Annotated in this window: 15 protein-coding genes; 2 read left to right on the forward strand and 13 right to left on the reverse strand. The window is 36.7% G+C overall.

Going from position 1 to position 16670, the window contains the following annotated elements:
• Nucleotides 1-2 precede the first annotated feature (2 nt).
• The 7 genes from hisG to hprK form a co-directional block, all read right to left on the reverse strand.
• Nucleotides 3-632: an ATP phosphoribosyltransferase gene (gene hisG / locus MKY60_RS14975; RefSeq protein WP_090566740.1), complete on the reverse strand. Its 630-nt coding sequence runs from the start codon at nt 630-632 to the stop codon at nt 3-5.
• Nucleotides 625-1803: an ATP phosphoribosyltransferase regulatory subunit gene (locus tag MKY60_RS14980; RefSeq protein ID WP_340930418.1), complete on the reverse strand. Its 1179-nt coding sequence runs from the start codon at nt 1801-1803 to the stop codon at nt 625-627. The genes hisG and MKY60_RS14980 overlap by 8 nt, the downstream gene beginning before the upstream one ends.
• Before the next feature lie 398 nt (nt 1804-2201).
• Nucleotides 2202-2711 (reverse strand): acyltransferase, encoded by a 510-nt coding sequence (locus MKY60_RS14985; protein ID WP_093495014.1) that lies wholly within the window; start codon nt 2709-2711, stop codon nt 2202-2204.
• On the reverse strand, nt 2708-3358 hold the full coding sequence (ppaX, locus tag MKY60_RS14990) for a pyrophosphatase PpaX (RefSeq protein WP_340930421.1): 651 nt from the start codon (nt 3356-3358) through the stop codon (nt 2708-2710). Before ppaX ends, MKY60_RS14985 begins: the two co-directional genes overlap by 4 nt.
• Nucleotides 3355-4293, reverse strand: coding sequence for a nucleoside recognition domain-containing protein (locus MKY60_RS14995; protein WP_093495016.1), 939 nt, complete (start codon nt 4291-4293; stop codon nt 3355-3357). The genes ppaX and MKY60_RS14995 overlap by 4 nt, the downstream gene beginning before the upstream one ends.
• 15 nt (nt 4294-4308) lie before the next feature.
• A complete protein-coding gene (lgt, locus tag MKY60_RS15000; protein ID WP_093495017.1) occupies nt 4309-5118 on the reverse strand; it encodes a prolipoprotein diacylglyceryl transferase in 810 nt (269 codons plus the stop codon).
• Nucleotides 5119-5141: 23 nt separating this feature from the next.
• Entirely contained in the window at nt 5142-6077 is a 936-nt protein-coding gene (gene hprK, locus MKY60_RS15005) for an HPr(Ser) kinase/phosphatase (RefSeq protein ID WP_093495018.1), read from the reverse strand.
• 122 nt (nt 6078-6199) lie between these two features.
• Between hprK and MKY60_RS15010 the strand changes: the two genes are divergently transcribed.
• A complete protein-coding gene (locus tag MKY60_RS15010; RefSeq protein ID WP_340880274.1) occupies nt 6200-6751 on the forward strand; it encodes an N-acetylmuramoyl-L-alanine amidase in 552 nt (183 codons plus the stop codon).
• Between the two features lie 551 nt (nt 6752-7302).
• On the opposite strand, the gene MKY60_RS15015 is transcribed toward MKY60_RS15010, so the two are convergent.
• From MKY60_RS15015 to MKY60_RS15035, 5 genes are all read right to left on the reverse strand, one after another.
• Nucleotides 7303-8406, reverse strand: coding sequence for a DUF4097 family beta strand repeat-containing protein (locus tag MKY60_RS15015; RefSeq protein WP_340880275.1), 1104 nt, complete (start codon nt 8404-8406; stop codon nt 7303-7305).
• 82 nt (nt 8407-8488) lie between these two features.
• Entirely contained in the window at nt 8489-11380 is a 2892-nt protein-coding gene (gene uvrA, locus MKY60_RS15020; protein ID WP_340930423.1) for an excinuclease ABC subunit UvrA, read from the reverse strand.
• Between the two features lie 6 nt (nt 11381-11386).
• Nucleotides 11387-13369 carry an excinuclease ABC subunit UvrB gene (gene uvrB, locus MKY60_RS15025; protein WP_090566712.1) on the reverse strand — a complete coding sequence of 661 codons (1983 nt, stop codon included), beginning with the start codon at nt 13367-13369 and terminating at the stop codon, nt 11387-11389.
• Nucleotides 13370-13500: 131 nt separating this feature from the next.
• Nucleotides 13501-15075 carry a M14 family zinc carboxypeptidase gene (locus MKY60_RS15030; protein WP_340930425.1) on the reverse strand — a complete coding sequence of 525 codons (1575 nt, stop codon included), beginning with the start codon at nt 15073-15075 and terminating at the stop codon, nt 13501-13503.
• Nucleotides 15076-15216: 141 nt separating this feature from the next.
• Nucleotides 15217-15453: an IDEAL domain-containing protein gene (locus MKY60_RS15035; protein ID WP_093495022.1), complete on the reverse strand. Its 237-nt coding sequence runs from the start codon at nt 15451-15453 to the stop codon at nt 15217-15219.
• Between the two features lie 178 nt (nt 15454-15631).
• On the opposite strand from MKY60_RS15035, the gene MKY60_RS15040 reads away from it, so the two are divergent.
• On the forward strand, nt 15632-16171 hold the full coding sequence (locus MKY60_RS15040; protein ID WP_241599022.1) for a competence protein ComK: 540 nt from the start codon (nt 15632-15634) through the stop codon (nt 16169-16171).
• Here the strand turns inward: MKY60_RS15040 and MKY60_RS15045 are convergent.
• Nucleotides 16168-16533 (reverse strand): hypothetical protein, encoded by a 366-nt coding sequence (locus tag MKY60_RS15045; protein WP_090566701.1) that lies wholly within the window; start codon nt 16531-16533, stop codon nt 16168-16170. The genes MKY60_RS15040 and MKY60_RS15045 overlap by 4 nt on opposite strands.
• Nucleotides 16534-16670 lie beyond the last annotated feature (137 nt).

The raw sequence follows: 16670 nt of genomic DNA on the forward strand, positions 1-16670 counted from the left end.
CCCTACCTTTTGTTCAATTCATTTTTTAATTGTGCAACGAAAACATTGATTCGCTCACTTTTCACTCGATAGCTTACAGGATTGACGATCAATCGAGATGAGATAGAAACAATCTTTTCATATTCAACTAAGCCATTTTCCTTAAGTGTCTGTCCAGTGGAAACAATATCTACAATACGATCCGCAAGACCAATCATTGGTGCGAGTTCAATTGAACCATTCAACTCAATGATTTCCACTTGCTCTCCTTTTTCCTTGTAGAAGTTTGTAGCAATTCTTGGATACTTTGTTGCAACACGCGGAGCAATCTCATTCATTTTCGTGTTCGGTATGCCAGCAGTTGCTATATAACAATTACTAATATGTAGATCCAATAACTCATGGACATCGCGGTGCTGCTCCAATAAAACATCCTTTCCCGCAATGCCGATGTCTGCTACACCATGTTCAACATATACAGGAACATCCATCGGTTTTGCCAATATGAATTGAATGCGTTCATCTGGAGCCTCAACGATTAACTTTCTCGAATCACTAATCTCTGCTGGCAAGTTAAATCCCGCTTGCACAAATAATTTATATGCTTCTTCAAAAATACGACCTTTTGGCATTGCAATTGTTAACTCATTCACGTAAAGAACCACCTTCGGACACGATAACCACTTCATCGAATATTTGTTTAAACGCTTCTAGATCATTTACACTTTCTATGTATTGCAATGTCACGTATTCCGATACATTCCTTCTAGCTTCCGCTAATACATTCGCTTTAGAAAAGGACCCTTTATCAAATAAAAGAAGTGTATGTTTTTCCTTTATTATTTGTTTCGGTAATACCTCCAATAATCTATCTACTCTAATTCCAAATCCAGTAGCACCAACTTTTTCATCGAATTTTTTAAATAGCTCATCGTATCGTCCACCATTCCCAATGGAGAATCCACTTCCTGCAGCGTGAATTTCAAACAGCATACCAGTGTAATAGCTCATATGACTCGCTAATGAAAAATCGAACGATACAATCGAAAAGTCATTCAATTGGAATTCTAATAAATTTTGAAGTTCTTCCACCTGATCAATTAGGTATTGTTGGTCGTCATTAAGGAACTGTCGGAAATCCCTAAATGTATTGGACTCTATTGTATAATCTATTATTTTCATAAGACGTTCTTTTTGTTCTTCTAATAAGTTCATGCTTTCTAACTTTTGTGAGAAACCTACTAAATTTTTCTCTACTAATAATTGTCTTAGCATTTCTACCTGTTTCGTATTATCTGTGTTGTTTGTTAAGAAAGCAGTTAGGATTTCAGCATGTCCAATTGTAATTTGGAAGCTTTCTACCCCTAAAGCCTTCAATAGTTCTATCGCAGTATATATTATTTCACTATCTGCGTATGGGCTAAAATCCCCAACAAGTTCAAGTCCTAGCTGCTCAAACTCTGCCGGTCTCCCACCTTCTCGTTGTTGTGCACGAAATACATCTGCATAGTACGCTAATCGTAACGGATTTTTTTCCTTTAATAACTTAGAAGCTGCTATTCTAGCAATCGGAGTCGTCATATCAGGACGCAATACAAGCATCTCGCCTTGATTGTCTACTAATTTAAACAAAGAAGACTCATCAATAGCAGAAGCCTTTCCGATTGTTTCAAAATACTCCACGGAAGGCGTTTTTATAAAGTCATACCCTTTTGTACGTATAAAATCCCTTGCAATCGATCGTATAGATTCTTTTTGTTCGTTTACTTCAGGAAATGAATCTCTCATTCCAAGTGGCTTCTCGAACATTTGAATTTTGCTCATTTGAACACCCCTTACATTACTTTAACACACTAGAGAACTAATAAGATGAATTAATTGAATTTTATACTATTTTCACCTTTTCGTCAACATGTCCTTTAACACCTTGGAGATTTTCTGAATCGCAAGATGGTTGCTCCGAATCGCAAGATAGTCTCTCCAAACCGCAAGTTCGATGCCTCAAATCGCAAGTTCAACTCTGCTAATCGCAATATGAACCGTGATAATCGCAAGTTCTCTACCGAGATTATCTGAATCGCAAGATAGTCACTCCGAATCGCAAGGTCGATGTCTCAAATCGCAAGTTCACCCCCACTATTAATTACTTTTCTAGTTGACGATTTTATTTCATCAAAAAAAGCTATCCTTCTTAGTTCAACACTAAGTAGAATAGCTTTTCATTATTTTTTATTTCGTTCTAGCATTTGTTCCTTCGTATAAATAATACGCATTGGATTTCCTCCAACAAAGCATCCTTCTGGAACGTCTGCATTGACAAGTGTTGCTGCAGAAACAATGGCATCATTCCCAATCGTAATACCTGGTAAAATTGTCGTATTTGCCCCTATCAGTACTCGATTACCGATAATGACATCTCCAATACGATACTCATCGATCAAATATTCATGTGCAAGAATCGTCGTATTGTACCCAATAATGGAATTGTCACCTACTTTAATACGCTCTGGGAACATTACATCTACCATTACCATTAAGGCAAAAGACGTTTCTTTGCCAACTTCCATTTTCAGAAAAACACGATAGAAAAAATTTTTCCAGCTTAAAAAAGGTGAATATCTAGCGGCTTGAATAAAGATAAAGTTCCTCATAACTTTCCAAAATGGAACAGTATCATACACATGCCAAAGCGAGTTTGCCCCTTTTACAGGATATCGTTCTGTTCTCCTCATACACGCTGCCCTTTTGCTATATCAAGTAAGTCACTCATTTGATGTAGCATATAAGTAGGATTATAAGTAGACAAGAATGCTTCTCCTTTGATGGACCAAGCTACAGCAGCTGTATCAACTCCAGCTCTTTGCCCACCTACGATATCATGAAAATTGTCGCCAATCATAAGCGCCTCTTCCTTATTAGCTCCAATTCTTTGTAATGCTATTTGAATTGGCTCAGGATTAGGCTTTGTATATGTAACATCGTCAAAGCCAACAATTGTATCAAATAATGTTTCACATTCCATTAATTTTAGACCTCTATCAATCATTTCCCGTCTTTTAGTAGAAACAATTGCCAGTTTATAGCCATCCTTTTTTAGTTGTCGTAATGTTTCTACGACTCCTTCAAATGGAGCTACCATTTGGTCATGGCGTTCCAGATTCCATTTACGATAGGAAGCAGTTAAAGTCTCCGTTAAAGTTGGGTCTATCGCATCAAATGTTTCAAATAATGGTGGTCCTAAAAACGGTAGGACAGTCTCCCGACTATATTTCCCCGGAAATGTTTCGCCTAAAACATGTAAAAAAGATTCAATAATTAGTTCGTTCGTATCTAATAATGTTCCATCTAAATCAAAAAGTAGTGCTTTATAGTTTTTCACGGGATTACCACTTCCTTATGTTTACTTTGCTCCGCTTTCCTCCAAACATAAGCAACTACTATCGTTAATATGAAAGCAGTTAGCAATCGTATTAATAATAATGGCCAGATTGGGATTCCTAACGGAACGAAGATTAAAGTATCCTCGACCACGGCGTGACATGCCACTAAGAAAATAAATGCTAATGTCGCATCCTTTTTACTTACTCCATCCTCTTGAACAGCTTGAATCATTACACCTGCTCCATATGCAAGTCCAATCACCAGCCCAGCTACAAGCGTTAGGGAAGCGTTTGGTTTTACACCAATAATTTTCGTAAAAGGAGCTAGTTTTTCTGAAAACTTTTGTAAATAATTCCGGTCTTTTAAAAACTGAATAATTACCATCAACGGTATGACAATTACCGCTAATTGTATAACGCCGAACGTCGCCTTTTGTAAGCCAAACAAAATAATTTCTCCCCATCCATCGGGAACTTGCTGACTTACTTGTAGCGCACCATATTTCGCTACCTCTCCTCCACCTTGCCACACGAGGTTAATAATAACTGCAGACAGAATTGCCAAACCAAAGCGAACAACCAATACAACCCATAATTTCACTCCAACTCGAAGGGCGACTCCAGTTTCAATGAAAATATTATGAGAAAAGGATAACATCGTCGCTAGTATGAAAACTTCCTTAACTGTCAATTCCAGAGATAGTATCCCTGCTATCCCTGCATATAAATTTAATGCATTACCTAGCACTAAAGGAATTGCAGCCTCTCCCCGAAGTCCTAATAGCCCCATAAATGGGGAGATGATATCAATAATCCAAGGTAGAACAGGAGTATATTGCAAAATCACAACGATTAATGTAATTGGGAAAATTACTTTGCTTAGTGTCCATGTCGTTTTAAGACCAGCAAACAGTCCATTTTTCAACGTCCCCATCTTATCCCAGCTTTCTTACTTATCTTGATAATGAATAACGGGTTTTACCTTCACTCTTCTATATACAAAGACAATAATAGCAACTACAATAGTCACAATAGAAACGACTTGTGCAGTTCGTAATTCTCCTATTAAATAGAGACTGTCAGTACGCATCCCTTCGATGAAAAATCGCCCGATAGAGTACCATGCTGCGTAAAATAACACCATTTCTCCTCGACGCAAATTCACTTTACGAAGTAATATTAGAATAACAACGCCTACAAAGTTCCAGATGGATTCATATAAAAATGTCGGGTGATAATACTTCCCATCTATATACATTTGCTCGATAATCCAGTTTGGAAGCATTAAATTTTCTAAAAAAGTTCTCGTTACTTCTCCGCCATGAGCTTCTTGATTGATGAAATTTCCCCAACGTCCTATAGTCTGTCCGATTAAAATACTTGGTGCTACTATATCGGCAACCTTCCAAAAAGATGAGCCACGTTTTTTGGTGAAAATATAGGCCGTGATAAATGATCCAATCAATGCCCCGTGAATCGCAATTCCGCCATTCCAAATTTCAATAATCTTCCCTGGATTTTGACTATAAAAATCCCATTTAAAAATAACATAGTAAATACGTGCACTAATAATAGCGATTGGAACTGCCCAAATGAGTAAATCTGTTAAATAATCTGGATGGAAACCTCTCTTTACCATTTCTTTTTGTGCCACGAAAAATGCTAATACTATACCCAGTGCAATTATTACTCCATACCAACGTACCTCTAACGGCCCTAGAGAAAAAGCTACCGGATCAATTATTTGTAATAAACTCATATGTAACTCCCTTCAGACATTTATTAATAATCTACTTCTGCATTTTGTTCTATAACATCATTTAAACGCTTGGCGAAATCTTCTGCAGCATTTACCCCCATCTTTTTTAATCGATGATTCATTGCTGCTACTTCAATAATTACTGCTATATTTCTACCCGGACGAACTGGAACAGTTAGCTTTGTAATTGCAGTATTAATAATTTCCATTTTCTCTTCTTCGAGACCTAGACGGTCATATGTCTTTTTCTCATCCCAAATTTCTAATTCGATGACAAGCGTAATACGTTTATAGCTTCGAATTGCACTGGCCCCGAATAATGTCATTATATCAATAATGCCTAATCCGCGAATTTCTAAGAGATGCTCAATTAGCTGTGGGGCACTCCCAACTAACGTATCCTCTCCCTCTTGCCTAATTTCCACGCAATCATCCGCTACTAAACGATGCCCCCTTTTCACTAACTCTAATGCCGTTTCGCTTTTTCCGACTCCACTTTTTCCAGTGATTAGCACACCAACCCCATAAATATCTACAAGTACACCATGTACAGCAGTAGAAGGTGCTAACCTACTTTCTAAAAAGTTTGTAAGCATACTTGAGAATCTTGTTGTAGGCAAACTAGTCGTTAATACAGGAACTGAACTTTCATTGGATGCATCGATTAACTCCTGAGGCACTTCCATTCCATGAGAAACAATAATTACCGGTGTATCCTGAGCACAAAGTTTTCTCATACGTTCACTTTTTTCTTTTGGCTGTAGTAAAGCAAAAAAAGAAATCTCTGTCTTCCCTAAAAGCTGTATACGATTTGAAGGATAATGTGTAAAATATCCTGCAATTTCAATTCCCGGTCTAGAAATATCGCTTACGGAAATATGACGCCCGATGCCTTCTTTCCCACTTATCAGTGTGAGATTCAAATGTTCTTTAATATCCTTTGTCGTCACATGAGACATACCCCTAAACTCCCTTCGTCCTACAATTTAAACCTAATATCTATTTTATCATGATTAACAACTTAAATTGTATCCATTTAACTTTTCCTTCTCTATTTAAAAGAAGAAAGGAGGTTTTTTCGATGAAAATTATGCTAGATGCAGGCCATGGACCTGACACAATCGGAAAACAAACACCAGATGGGAAAATGAAAGAGTTTGAATTTAATGAGGTGGTTGCTCAGTTTGTAAAAAATGAACTCACTGCTTTTGGACTGATAGTTATGAATAGTCATAACAGGGAGAGAGATGTTCCACTTAAAGAGAGAACCAATTTAGCTAACAAAATGGGAGTTGACGCGTTTATTTCTATCCATGCCAACGCGTATGGCACCACATGGAATAGCGTTAGTGGAATAGAAACCTTTACCTATACGAAGCCTTCCGAGCAATCAATTATTCTTGCTTCGTTAATCCAAACCTCTGTATGCTCTATTACAGGAAGATCAAACCGAGGAGTAAAAAAGGCAGATTTTGCAGTTGTTCGAGATACTCGAATGCCTGCAGTGTTAGTGGAATGTGGATTCATGACGAATAAAAATGAATCAACTTTATTACAATCTATAGAATATAGAAAGCGCTGTGCGAAAGCCATCGCTTTTGCAATTCTATGTTGGATCCAGCAAAAGCGTTAATCAAGGGAAAAACTTGAAAAAGCATATTATAAAACCAAAATCCGGTTTTTAATGAAAAATCTGTTCCTATCGTTTTCTGTTGGTTTTGGATAGCATTCTTACATTTAACATGCAATCTATATTATTCAGAGAGCCTGGTGTAATGATTTTGTATGTACATGATCTTTATTTTTAAGAATAAGATGACTTTATTTTATCTTTACTTGCTCTCATCTATTGTTTACTTGCTATCACTTGTTACTTACTTGCAGTCGACGACGCTTTACTTGCTCTTTGTCTATATTTACTTGCGGTACTCTACCTTTTACTTGCGAAACGGATAATTATTCCAAAATTCTTTGTTGATTTACACTCGAAATGTGCACATGTAGTGAAAGTCAGCGCCTCCTGCGGGAACAGAGTTAGGCAAAGCGTGGAGGCCGGTTTATTTATCTATGCTTATTTTTCAAAATAAAAAAGTGGAGGGGAATAATATCCCACTCCACTTTTTATTGGTTTAACTATCCAGCATTGGGATGAAGAAATCCTAAATGATGGAAGTAATACTTTATTTATTCGCCTTCTACTGTATATCGAACAACAACAGATCCTGTTTTTGCATCACCGTATACTCGTAAAGGCACAGCTTCTGAATCCACTACTTTTGTGAATCCTACTTTTTTGTTTAACAGTTGCTCTGATTGGTTCAGATGAGTGACATCAGCCAATTGAACATCTATTTTACCAATTTGAGAAGTAGCTTCTCCTTTTATCGAAACATCTTTTGGAATATACAGTTCGACCGTTCCGGCTACTGCTGTTCCTTCTATTTTGCGGGCTGCTTTATCTTTTGTTGTTAAAATAACATGTCCACTTACCGATGAACCTTCTATTTCTTTGAGCTTACCATCTACGTAAATACGACCATTCATCGTTTCTACTTCAATCGTTTCTCCTTCAACCTGCTGAACTTGAACCGATCCATTAACCGTTTCGATATCAGCTCTTTCAAACTTCAATTCATCTAATTCCACTTTACCATTTGTTGTTTTCACTTTGAATGAGTTTGCCTCTAAATTTTTAGCGATGAACTCACCATTAAATAATCGTGCAGAAATATAATTATACTCTTTCTTTGGAACATATAACGTTACTTGGACAGAAGTTGTTTTCATATCACTATATACGCGTAATTTGTTTCCTTCTGTTGAGAAGATAAATTCTTCATGGAAACGTGCCTTTGCTTCTTCTTCTGTTGAATTTCTAAAAGTTTTCACTTTAACAGAAGCACGTACATGCTCTTCTTCCGTAGAGTGAACTTCAACTTTACCATTCGCAATATTAATAGAGATATCTGTAAAATTTACATCCTCTTTGACGAATTGTTCTTCAAAAGTAACTGGATCTCCGAATGGCATTTCAAAATCTTTCATTTTGTCGACTGTGCCTTGCATAAACTGCATGAATCGCTCACCCATTACGCTAAAGTCGCGCTTCAAATCTTCCACGAAATCGGTATTATTGTTTTGTGACTTTTTATATTCTTTTTCCTCAGGTACAAACGGTGTTGCAGGTGTAGTTTGTTTTCCTAGCTCTTCTAGTAATGCCAAAGCTTCTTGTGCAGTAATCGTGCCATTTTCAACCATATCTAAAATACGTTTTCGTTCTTCTTGCATAGTGAAAGGCCTCCTCATGAATTTATACTATAAATCATTTTACTTACATTACTATATACGATTGAAAAATCAAAAAGTTTCATCATGTAGTCGATACGGGACTTTTTTTCTTTTTAGTCGCTTTAGTTACTACTTGATCCATCCGTTGTCTATCTCTTTCTAAAATGGTTTTCAAGTACTTCCCTGTATATGAATCTTTCGATGCAATAATTTTCTCTGGTGTACCTACTGCAACGATTGTTCCTCCTTTATCTCCACCTTCTGGTCCTAGATCAATCATGTAATCTGCTGTTTTAATGACATCCAGATTATGCTCAATCACTAATACGCTATCTCCGTTATCTACTAAACGTTGAAGTACTATTAGCAATCTTGCGATATCGTCTACATGAAGACCTGTAGTAGGTTCATCCAAAATATAAAAAGACTTGCCGTTAGAACGCTTGTGTAATTCAGATGCTAGCTTCACTCGTTGCGCCTCACCACCAGAAAGAGTCGTTGCTGGTTGCCCTAATTCCATATATCCAAGTCCCACATCTACAATTGTTTTTATCTTCCGACTGATTTTCGGATGGTTTTCGAAAAAGGCATAGCCGTCCTCTGCAGTCATTTTTAGGACATCCGCAATATTCTTGCCCTTGTATTGCACTTCCAAAGTCTCACGATTATATCTTTTTCCATGGCAGACTTCACATGGCACATAGACATCAGGTAGGAAGTGCATTTCAATTTTGAGAATCCCATCTCCGCGACAGGCCTCACAACGTCCGCCTTTTACATTGAAACTGAATCTACCTTTTTTGTATCCTCTTACTTTTGCTTCATTTGTCGTTGCAAAAAGGTCACGAATATCATCAAAAACTCCTGTATAGGTAGCTGGGTTAGATCTTGGGGTACGACCGATTGGAGACTGGTCAATCTCAATAACTTTTTCTAGCATTTCCATACCTTCGACACCTTTATTGACGCCGGGTTTCACTCTTGAGCGGTTTAACTTCTGGGCTAATGATTTATATAATATTTCATTTACTAATGTACTTTTCCCTGATCCTGAAACTCCTGTAACAGCTGTAAATACACCTAATGGAATATCTACACTCACATTTTTCAAGTTGTTTTCTGAAGCGCCTTTTATTTTGATAAAGCGACCATCTGGTTTTCTTCTATCCACTGGAAGTGGAATAAACTTTTGACCACTTAAATATTGTCCGGTTAAAGACTTTTTATTTTTCATCACTTGTTCAGGAGTTCCTGCAGCGATTATTTCTCCGCCATGCACTCCTGCACCTGGTCCCACGTCTATTAAATAGTCTGCCGCCATCATTGTATCTTCATCATGCTCTACAACTATTAAGGTGTTCCCAATATCTCGCATATTTTTTAATGTTTCGATCAATCGATCATTATCTCGTTGATGTAACCCTATAGATGGTTCATCCAAAATATATAATACCCCTGTCAGTCTTGAGCCAATTTGAGTTGCCAGACGAATACGTTGTGCTTCCCCACCTGATAACGTTCCTGACGCACGGTTTAATGTTAAATAATCTAGTCCAACATTATCCAGAAAACCTAAACGTTCGTTAATCTCTCTCAGCACAAGACGAGCAATTTGCGTATCTTTTTCAGATAAGCTCAGCTCATTGAAAAACTTATTTGCTTCTTCAATGGAGTATTTAGTAATTTCCCCAATATGTAGGGAATTTATCTTAACTGCAAGTGTTTCTTCTTTTAGGCGATAGCCATTACATGTAGGACAGTCATGCTGCTCCATATATTTTTCCATTTGCTCACGAATATAATCGGACGACGTATCTTTATATCTCCGCTCTATATTCGCAAGAACGCCTTCAAATGAAATCATGCTATCTCGAACTTGTCCAAACTCATTTTCATATCGAAAACGGAATTTATCATTGTCTGACCCATACATAATTTTGTTCCATTGATCAATCGGCAATTTTTCAACTGGAACATTCATTTTTATTTTGTAATGCTTACATACTGCCTCTAAGAGTTTCGGATAATACTGAGAGCTCGTTGGCTGCCATGCAACAATGGCTCCGTCTGCTAGAGTGACGCTTTTGTCTGGAACAACTAAATCTGGATCCACCTCTAACCTTGTACCAAGTCCATCACAATCAGTACAAGCACCAAATGGACTATTAAAAGAAAACATTCGTGGCTCTAATTCTCCGATAGAAAATCCACATATCGGACAGGCGTGATGCTCACTAAATAGAATTTCTTCGTGTTCCATAACATCTATTAAAACTTTGCCATCTGCAATTCTTAGAGCTGACTCTAGAGAATCACTAAGCCTTGCAGCAACTCCTTCTTTCATAATAATTCTGTCGATGACAACTTCAATATTATGTTTTTTATTTTTATCTAGGTTGATATCATCGTCTAAATCGATTAACTCTCCATTAATACGTACACGAACGAAACCTTCTTTTTTCATCTCTTCCAAAAGCTTTACATGAGTCCCTTTACGTCCTGAAACAATTGGTGCCAGCACTTGCATCTTGGTTTTTTCTGGATATTCACTTAAGCGATCAACCATTTGTTCAATCGTTTGAGATGAAATTTCAATACCATGATTTGGACATATTGGTTTTCCAACTCGCGCATACAATAGTCGCATATAATCATAAATTTCGGTCACAGTAGCTACTGTAGAGCGTGGATTTTTACTCGTCGTTTTTTGATCGATAGAAATAGCTGGTGATAGTCCCTCAATGACGTCGACATCTGGCTTTTCCATTTGCCCCAAAAATTGTCGTGCATAGGCTGATAATGACTCTACATATCGACGTTGTCCCTCCGCGTAAATTGTATCGAAAGCTAAGGAGGATTTACCAGAGCCAGAAAGTCCAGTCATGACTACTAGCTTATCTCTTGGTATTTTCAAGCTTACATTTTTTAAATTATTTGCACGTGCACCTTGAATCACGATTTCTTGATTTTTCAACTTCTATCACCCTTCCAGCTTCAGTTCCAAAATTGCATCGCGTAATTCTGCAGCTCGTTCAAAATTAAGTGCTTTAGCTGCATCTTTCATTTCTTTTTCTAGATTTTCTAGAAGTGTTGCCTTTTCTTCTTTCGTTAATGGTTTTCCGCTTATTAAGCGTTGTGCATATGTTTCTTCCTCTTCTGCAACCTGTGATGCACGGATAACATCGCCTATTTTCTTTTGAATTGTTTTTGGTGTGATGCCATGTTTTTCGTTATATTCCAGTTGAATTGTTCGGCGACGTTTCGTTTCATCAATTGCTTTTCGCATAGAGTCTGTCATTTTATCTGCATACATAATAACTTCTCCATTAGAATTACGAGCAGCACGACCAATAGTCTGAATTAATGAACGTTCAGAACGTAAAAACCCTTCTTTATCGGCATCTAATATTGCTACTAGAGACACCTCTGGTATATCTATTCCTTCTCGCAACAAGTTAATCCCTATTAGTACATCGTAGGTACCTAAACGAAGTTCCCGAATAATTTCAGTACGCTCTAGTGTTTTTACTTCTGAATGTAAATACTGTACCTTTATACCGATTTCCTTTAAGTAGTCCGTTAAATCCTCCGACATTTTTTTCGTTAACGTCGTAATTAAAACACGCTCATTTTTAGCCGATCTTTCATGTATTTCATTGATTAAATCATCTATTTGCCCTTCAATAGGCTTCACCGTTATGACTGGGTCCAATAGTCCTGTAGGACGGATAATTTGTTCCACCATTTCCGGTGTATGCTCTAGCTCATAAGGGCCAGGAGTTGCTGAAACAAATATAGCTTGGTTAATATGTTTTTCATATTCAGTAAATGTAAGGGGGCGATTATCTAGAGCAGATGGCAATCGGAATCCGTAATTTACTAGCACAGATTTTCTCGCTTGGTCACCATTATACATTCCTCTTACCTGAGGTAATGAAACGTGACTTTCATCTACTACGAGTAAAAAGTCTTCTGGAAAATAATCAAGTAATGTGTAAGGAACCGCTCCAGCTTCTCTTAATGTTAAATGTCTAGAGTAGTTTTCTATGCCTGAACAAAAGCCCATTTCCTCCATCATTTCTAAATCATACCTAGTTCGTTGCTCCAATCGCTGAGCCTCTAAAAGCTTATCCTCGCTTCTCAAATACGCAAGCTGTTCTTCTAGTTCTTTTTCAATATTTGCTATGGCCAGCTTCATCTTTTCTTCACGGGTAACGAAGTGGGACGCAGGGAATATAGCTACGTGGTCACGTTCTCCTAAAATTTCTCCAGTAAGCGCATTAACTTCACGAATACGATCAATCTCATCTCCAAAGAACTCCACACGAAGACACTTTTCATCACGTGAAGCCGGAAAAATTTCTACTACATCTCCACGAACACGGAATTTTCCGCGTACGAAGTTCAAATCGTTTCGTTCATATTGAATATCGACGAGTTTACGTAATAGCTGATTACGATCTATTTCCATTCCGGTTCTTAATGATAAGACCATCTCTTTATATTCCTCAGGATTACCTAAACCGTAAATACAGGATACTGATGCGATAATAATGACATCTTTTCTTTCAAATAAAGAAGAAGTAGCAGAATGTCGGAGCTTATCTATCTCCTCGTTAATACTAGAATCTTTTTCTATAAATGTATCGGTTGATGGAACATATGCTTCTGGTTGAAAATAATCATAGTAACTAACGAAGTACTCGACCGCATTGTTCGGAAAAAACTCTTTAAACTCATTATATAATTGACCCGCTAGTGTTTTGTTATGTGCCATCACTAATGTCGGTTTGTTTATCTGTTGAATAACATTTGAAATAGTATATGTTTTACCTGTGCCTGTCGCACCTAGTAAGGTTTGATATCTTTTCCCTTCATTAACCCCTTCTACTAGCTCTTTAATTGCTTCTATTTGATCTCCCGCTGGCTCATACGGAGCTTGCAAGTCAAAAGTTTGTTCCATACATAAGCCTCCCATTTTTTTGAATAATTTCAGTTTAACATACTCTTTTTTTGATTCCTACTAAAACGAACATATGTTTTTTAAACATAATAAAAAGCCACTGATACCAGTGACTTTCGACTTCATTATTATTATCTTTTCGATGCTTCTTGTGCTAAATATAATCCTACCTTATGGTTTTGTCTCCAAATCGCATCCCACTTCGATAGAGGTACAGGTTGCTCTCCAATATATGGAGAAATTTCTAATGTAATACCAGGCATTTTCGTTTCCTGGATAAACCAATCAGCAGATGCTCCAGAGCCTGGCAGATATTGAGGCGGCATTACTTTATAACCGGTAAGTTTCGATAATGTTTTTGCCAGCGCTTGATCGCGCTTAGATTCTGCTGTCTTTTGATAGTTAAACCAGTACATTATTTGTCCCGAAGAGTGATAAGAAATATACGTTTTAAACTTATGTTTCTTGACGAAATCCCGAAACGCCTTTGACTCCGGTTCACTAAAAGCACTCGGTCCTTTATACGCCATATATGCTGGTTGCTTATGTCCTCCTTTGATCTTATCCCAACCAGAGGCAAAGTTATCGTTTAAATCTACCCCGCGTATATTCGATTTCCATCTATTAAAATTAGAGTTTCCATTAATCTTTGTAGCAAGTGCGCCATTCTTCATAGATGTTGGTCCTGATTGAACAAGTTTCACACCATCAGGGTTCATCATAGGGATAAACCAAATAGCAGTTTGATCTAAAGTCTGACGAACATTATATCCACCATAAACAGATTTATTTTCGTAATGAATACTATATGTATCAATCATTTCTGCTACCACATTTGTCGTCATATGCTCACGAGCATGTAAGGAACCATCCAGCAGTACTTCCTTTTTTCCGTTTCCAATTTTCATCGCATACAGAGGAGTACCTTCTACTGATTTACCTATTTGCTCTAGCTTCGTAAATTCAGGATATAACGCTGCAATTACATTAAGTAGATATGTCATTTCTTCATACTTCAGTACTTTTTTCGGTTGCAATAAATCCATGTGGACAAAATCATTCATATTTATCTTTGCCTCTTGTCCTAGAAAATAGATAATTCCTTTACTCTTCTCTACTCCTATTAAATCCACAGATTGATTGGCTGCTAGTGTCCCAATTTGGATAGACTGTGTATTGTAAACAGGTACCTCCACACGATTATATAGTTTCATCGGATATGTCGCTTTTTTTATAGTATCATTAGAAGGACTCAAAGTAGGAATTGTACCCTCCAGAGGAATATAAAAGACATCTTTACCTACTTCTACTAAATGATAGACTGAGGAAGTTTTTGTACGAGTTAAAACTGCGTCTTTTAATAGTATGCCCTTTTGCACAAGCTTCCCTTTTTTCATAACATAGTATGGGATTTGCTCATCGACTACCTTAAAACTCATTTGTTCCTGTTCAAATAAAACACTCGCTTGATTACTATAGATAAATCCTGGAACTCCATTAAAATCAATTTGATAATACCCAGCCACTAAGCCTGTCGTTTCGTATACTTCCGCTGTTGTTCCTTCTAATAATATAGAAGATTCATTGGAGGTATCTGATAATACTTGATAGCTATCGAGCGTTTTAATATTCCACTTATCTTCTGCTTGGACAATAGTTGGTAGAAGCAATAGTAAGAATAATGCTAGTAGCGTATAACGTTTCATTTATTGTTCCTCCCTTGTTATCTCATATAGTGGAAAACCTTTACTTCTCTAGCTTATCGTAGTTTTTTGTCAAAAGAAATAGAATTTTGTGATATAAAAAAACCACTTCCTAATGAAAGTGGTTTTTTTCGCAATACTTTGTTATCTTGGACTGTTTAGTTGATGAAGTGCTGTTGTATACTCTAAAAATGCGGCCATATCTTTTCGATCTAGCGCTTCGTCTATTAATGCAAAGAGACGATTACTACTTTGTTCCCGGTGGATAATGTTCAAAAACATATCAAGATATATTTCGTTTAACAATTTTTCGGCAGAGCTTTCATTCCCCGTTTGACCCATTGCTTTTAAGAAATCTGCATATGAATATTGTTTGTCCATCTCCATCACCCCGATGTCTTTTTTCTATTATATAAAAGCAACGAACTACTTGCAATCATTTTGAGAAAATTACAACTAGATAGTAAATAAGGAATATTTTAAAAATTTGTTATATATGCTTGATTTACTTCCAAAATTAACTATAATTGAGGTATATAATACAAAGGGGTGGATTTTTATGTCGAAAAAAGTAGAAGAAAAATCTTTTTTTATTTCATTTGAAACCGCTGTACTTCAACCTATTGTAGTGAATAATACGATATTTACAAAAGTAACTAATTTTTCAGGTGAATCAAATATAATAGGTAAAAAGCCTTTTGATATCGTTCGCCACTCTTGCTCTTTTTACGGTTCTTCGTTCCAACACACTGCTCAATTATCGAGAGATGCGATTGGAAACTATTTAAAGCTACCGATTCTCATAGCTCATGACTTTGGAAATCCGTGTATATTCATACCAATACTCTCTCCTAAATCGGATTTAAATGTTTGGTTCTCTTTTAGAGCAATAGAATCATTTTATCCTTCTAAAGATGGTTGTATAGTCGTTTTAACAAATGGCCAAAAAATAACTGTACCTTCATCTCCACAGACAATAAGTAGACAGGTTGGATTTGCTAATATACTAAATATGCATTTGCTAAAACGGATGAGCCATCTGATAAATACTGGTTATATTACTAAAATTCCACAATTTCAAAAAGACTCACAGTACTAACGAAGTTTTTCTACTACAGCCAAATATATAGATAGTAGTTCTTCGACTCTGTTGCGGAGACGAACGTTTAGGTAACGACGATGTTCTTCATAACCTCCATGAAAAAATACATACTCTGTGAACATATCATCTCCTTCTCCTCGAAGAACTTTCATACTGTGACGCTTCATATACATATGCGTCTGTTTTAGTTCTTTCTGCACTTGCTTTCCTGCTTCTTCCACTAAAATGATGTATGGACGCTTCAATTTAAATGGAGCCTTTTCAAAAATAGTTCGATCTTTTTCTAAGATAGTCAGGACCATTGGAAGATAGATCATGTTTTCAAAATATGGAATTGCCTCTTCCGGTATTAATGGCATAACTACTCCTCCTCATTAGGAACGTGTGTTCTATTTTTTATTTTACTACTTTTATCGAAAAAAGCAACAATTGAGTCATTGGTATATAAATGAAACAATTACAAAAAAATAATAATAGTGGATAGGAATGAGGCTAT

Origin of the sequence: Psychrobacillus sp. FSL K6-1415 (assembly GCF_038003185.1) — a bacterium.
GTDB lineage: Bacteria > Bacillota > Bacilli > Bacillales_A > Planococcaceae > Psychrobacillus > Psychrobacillus psychrodurans.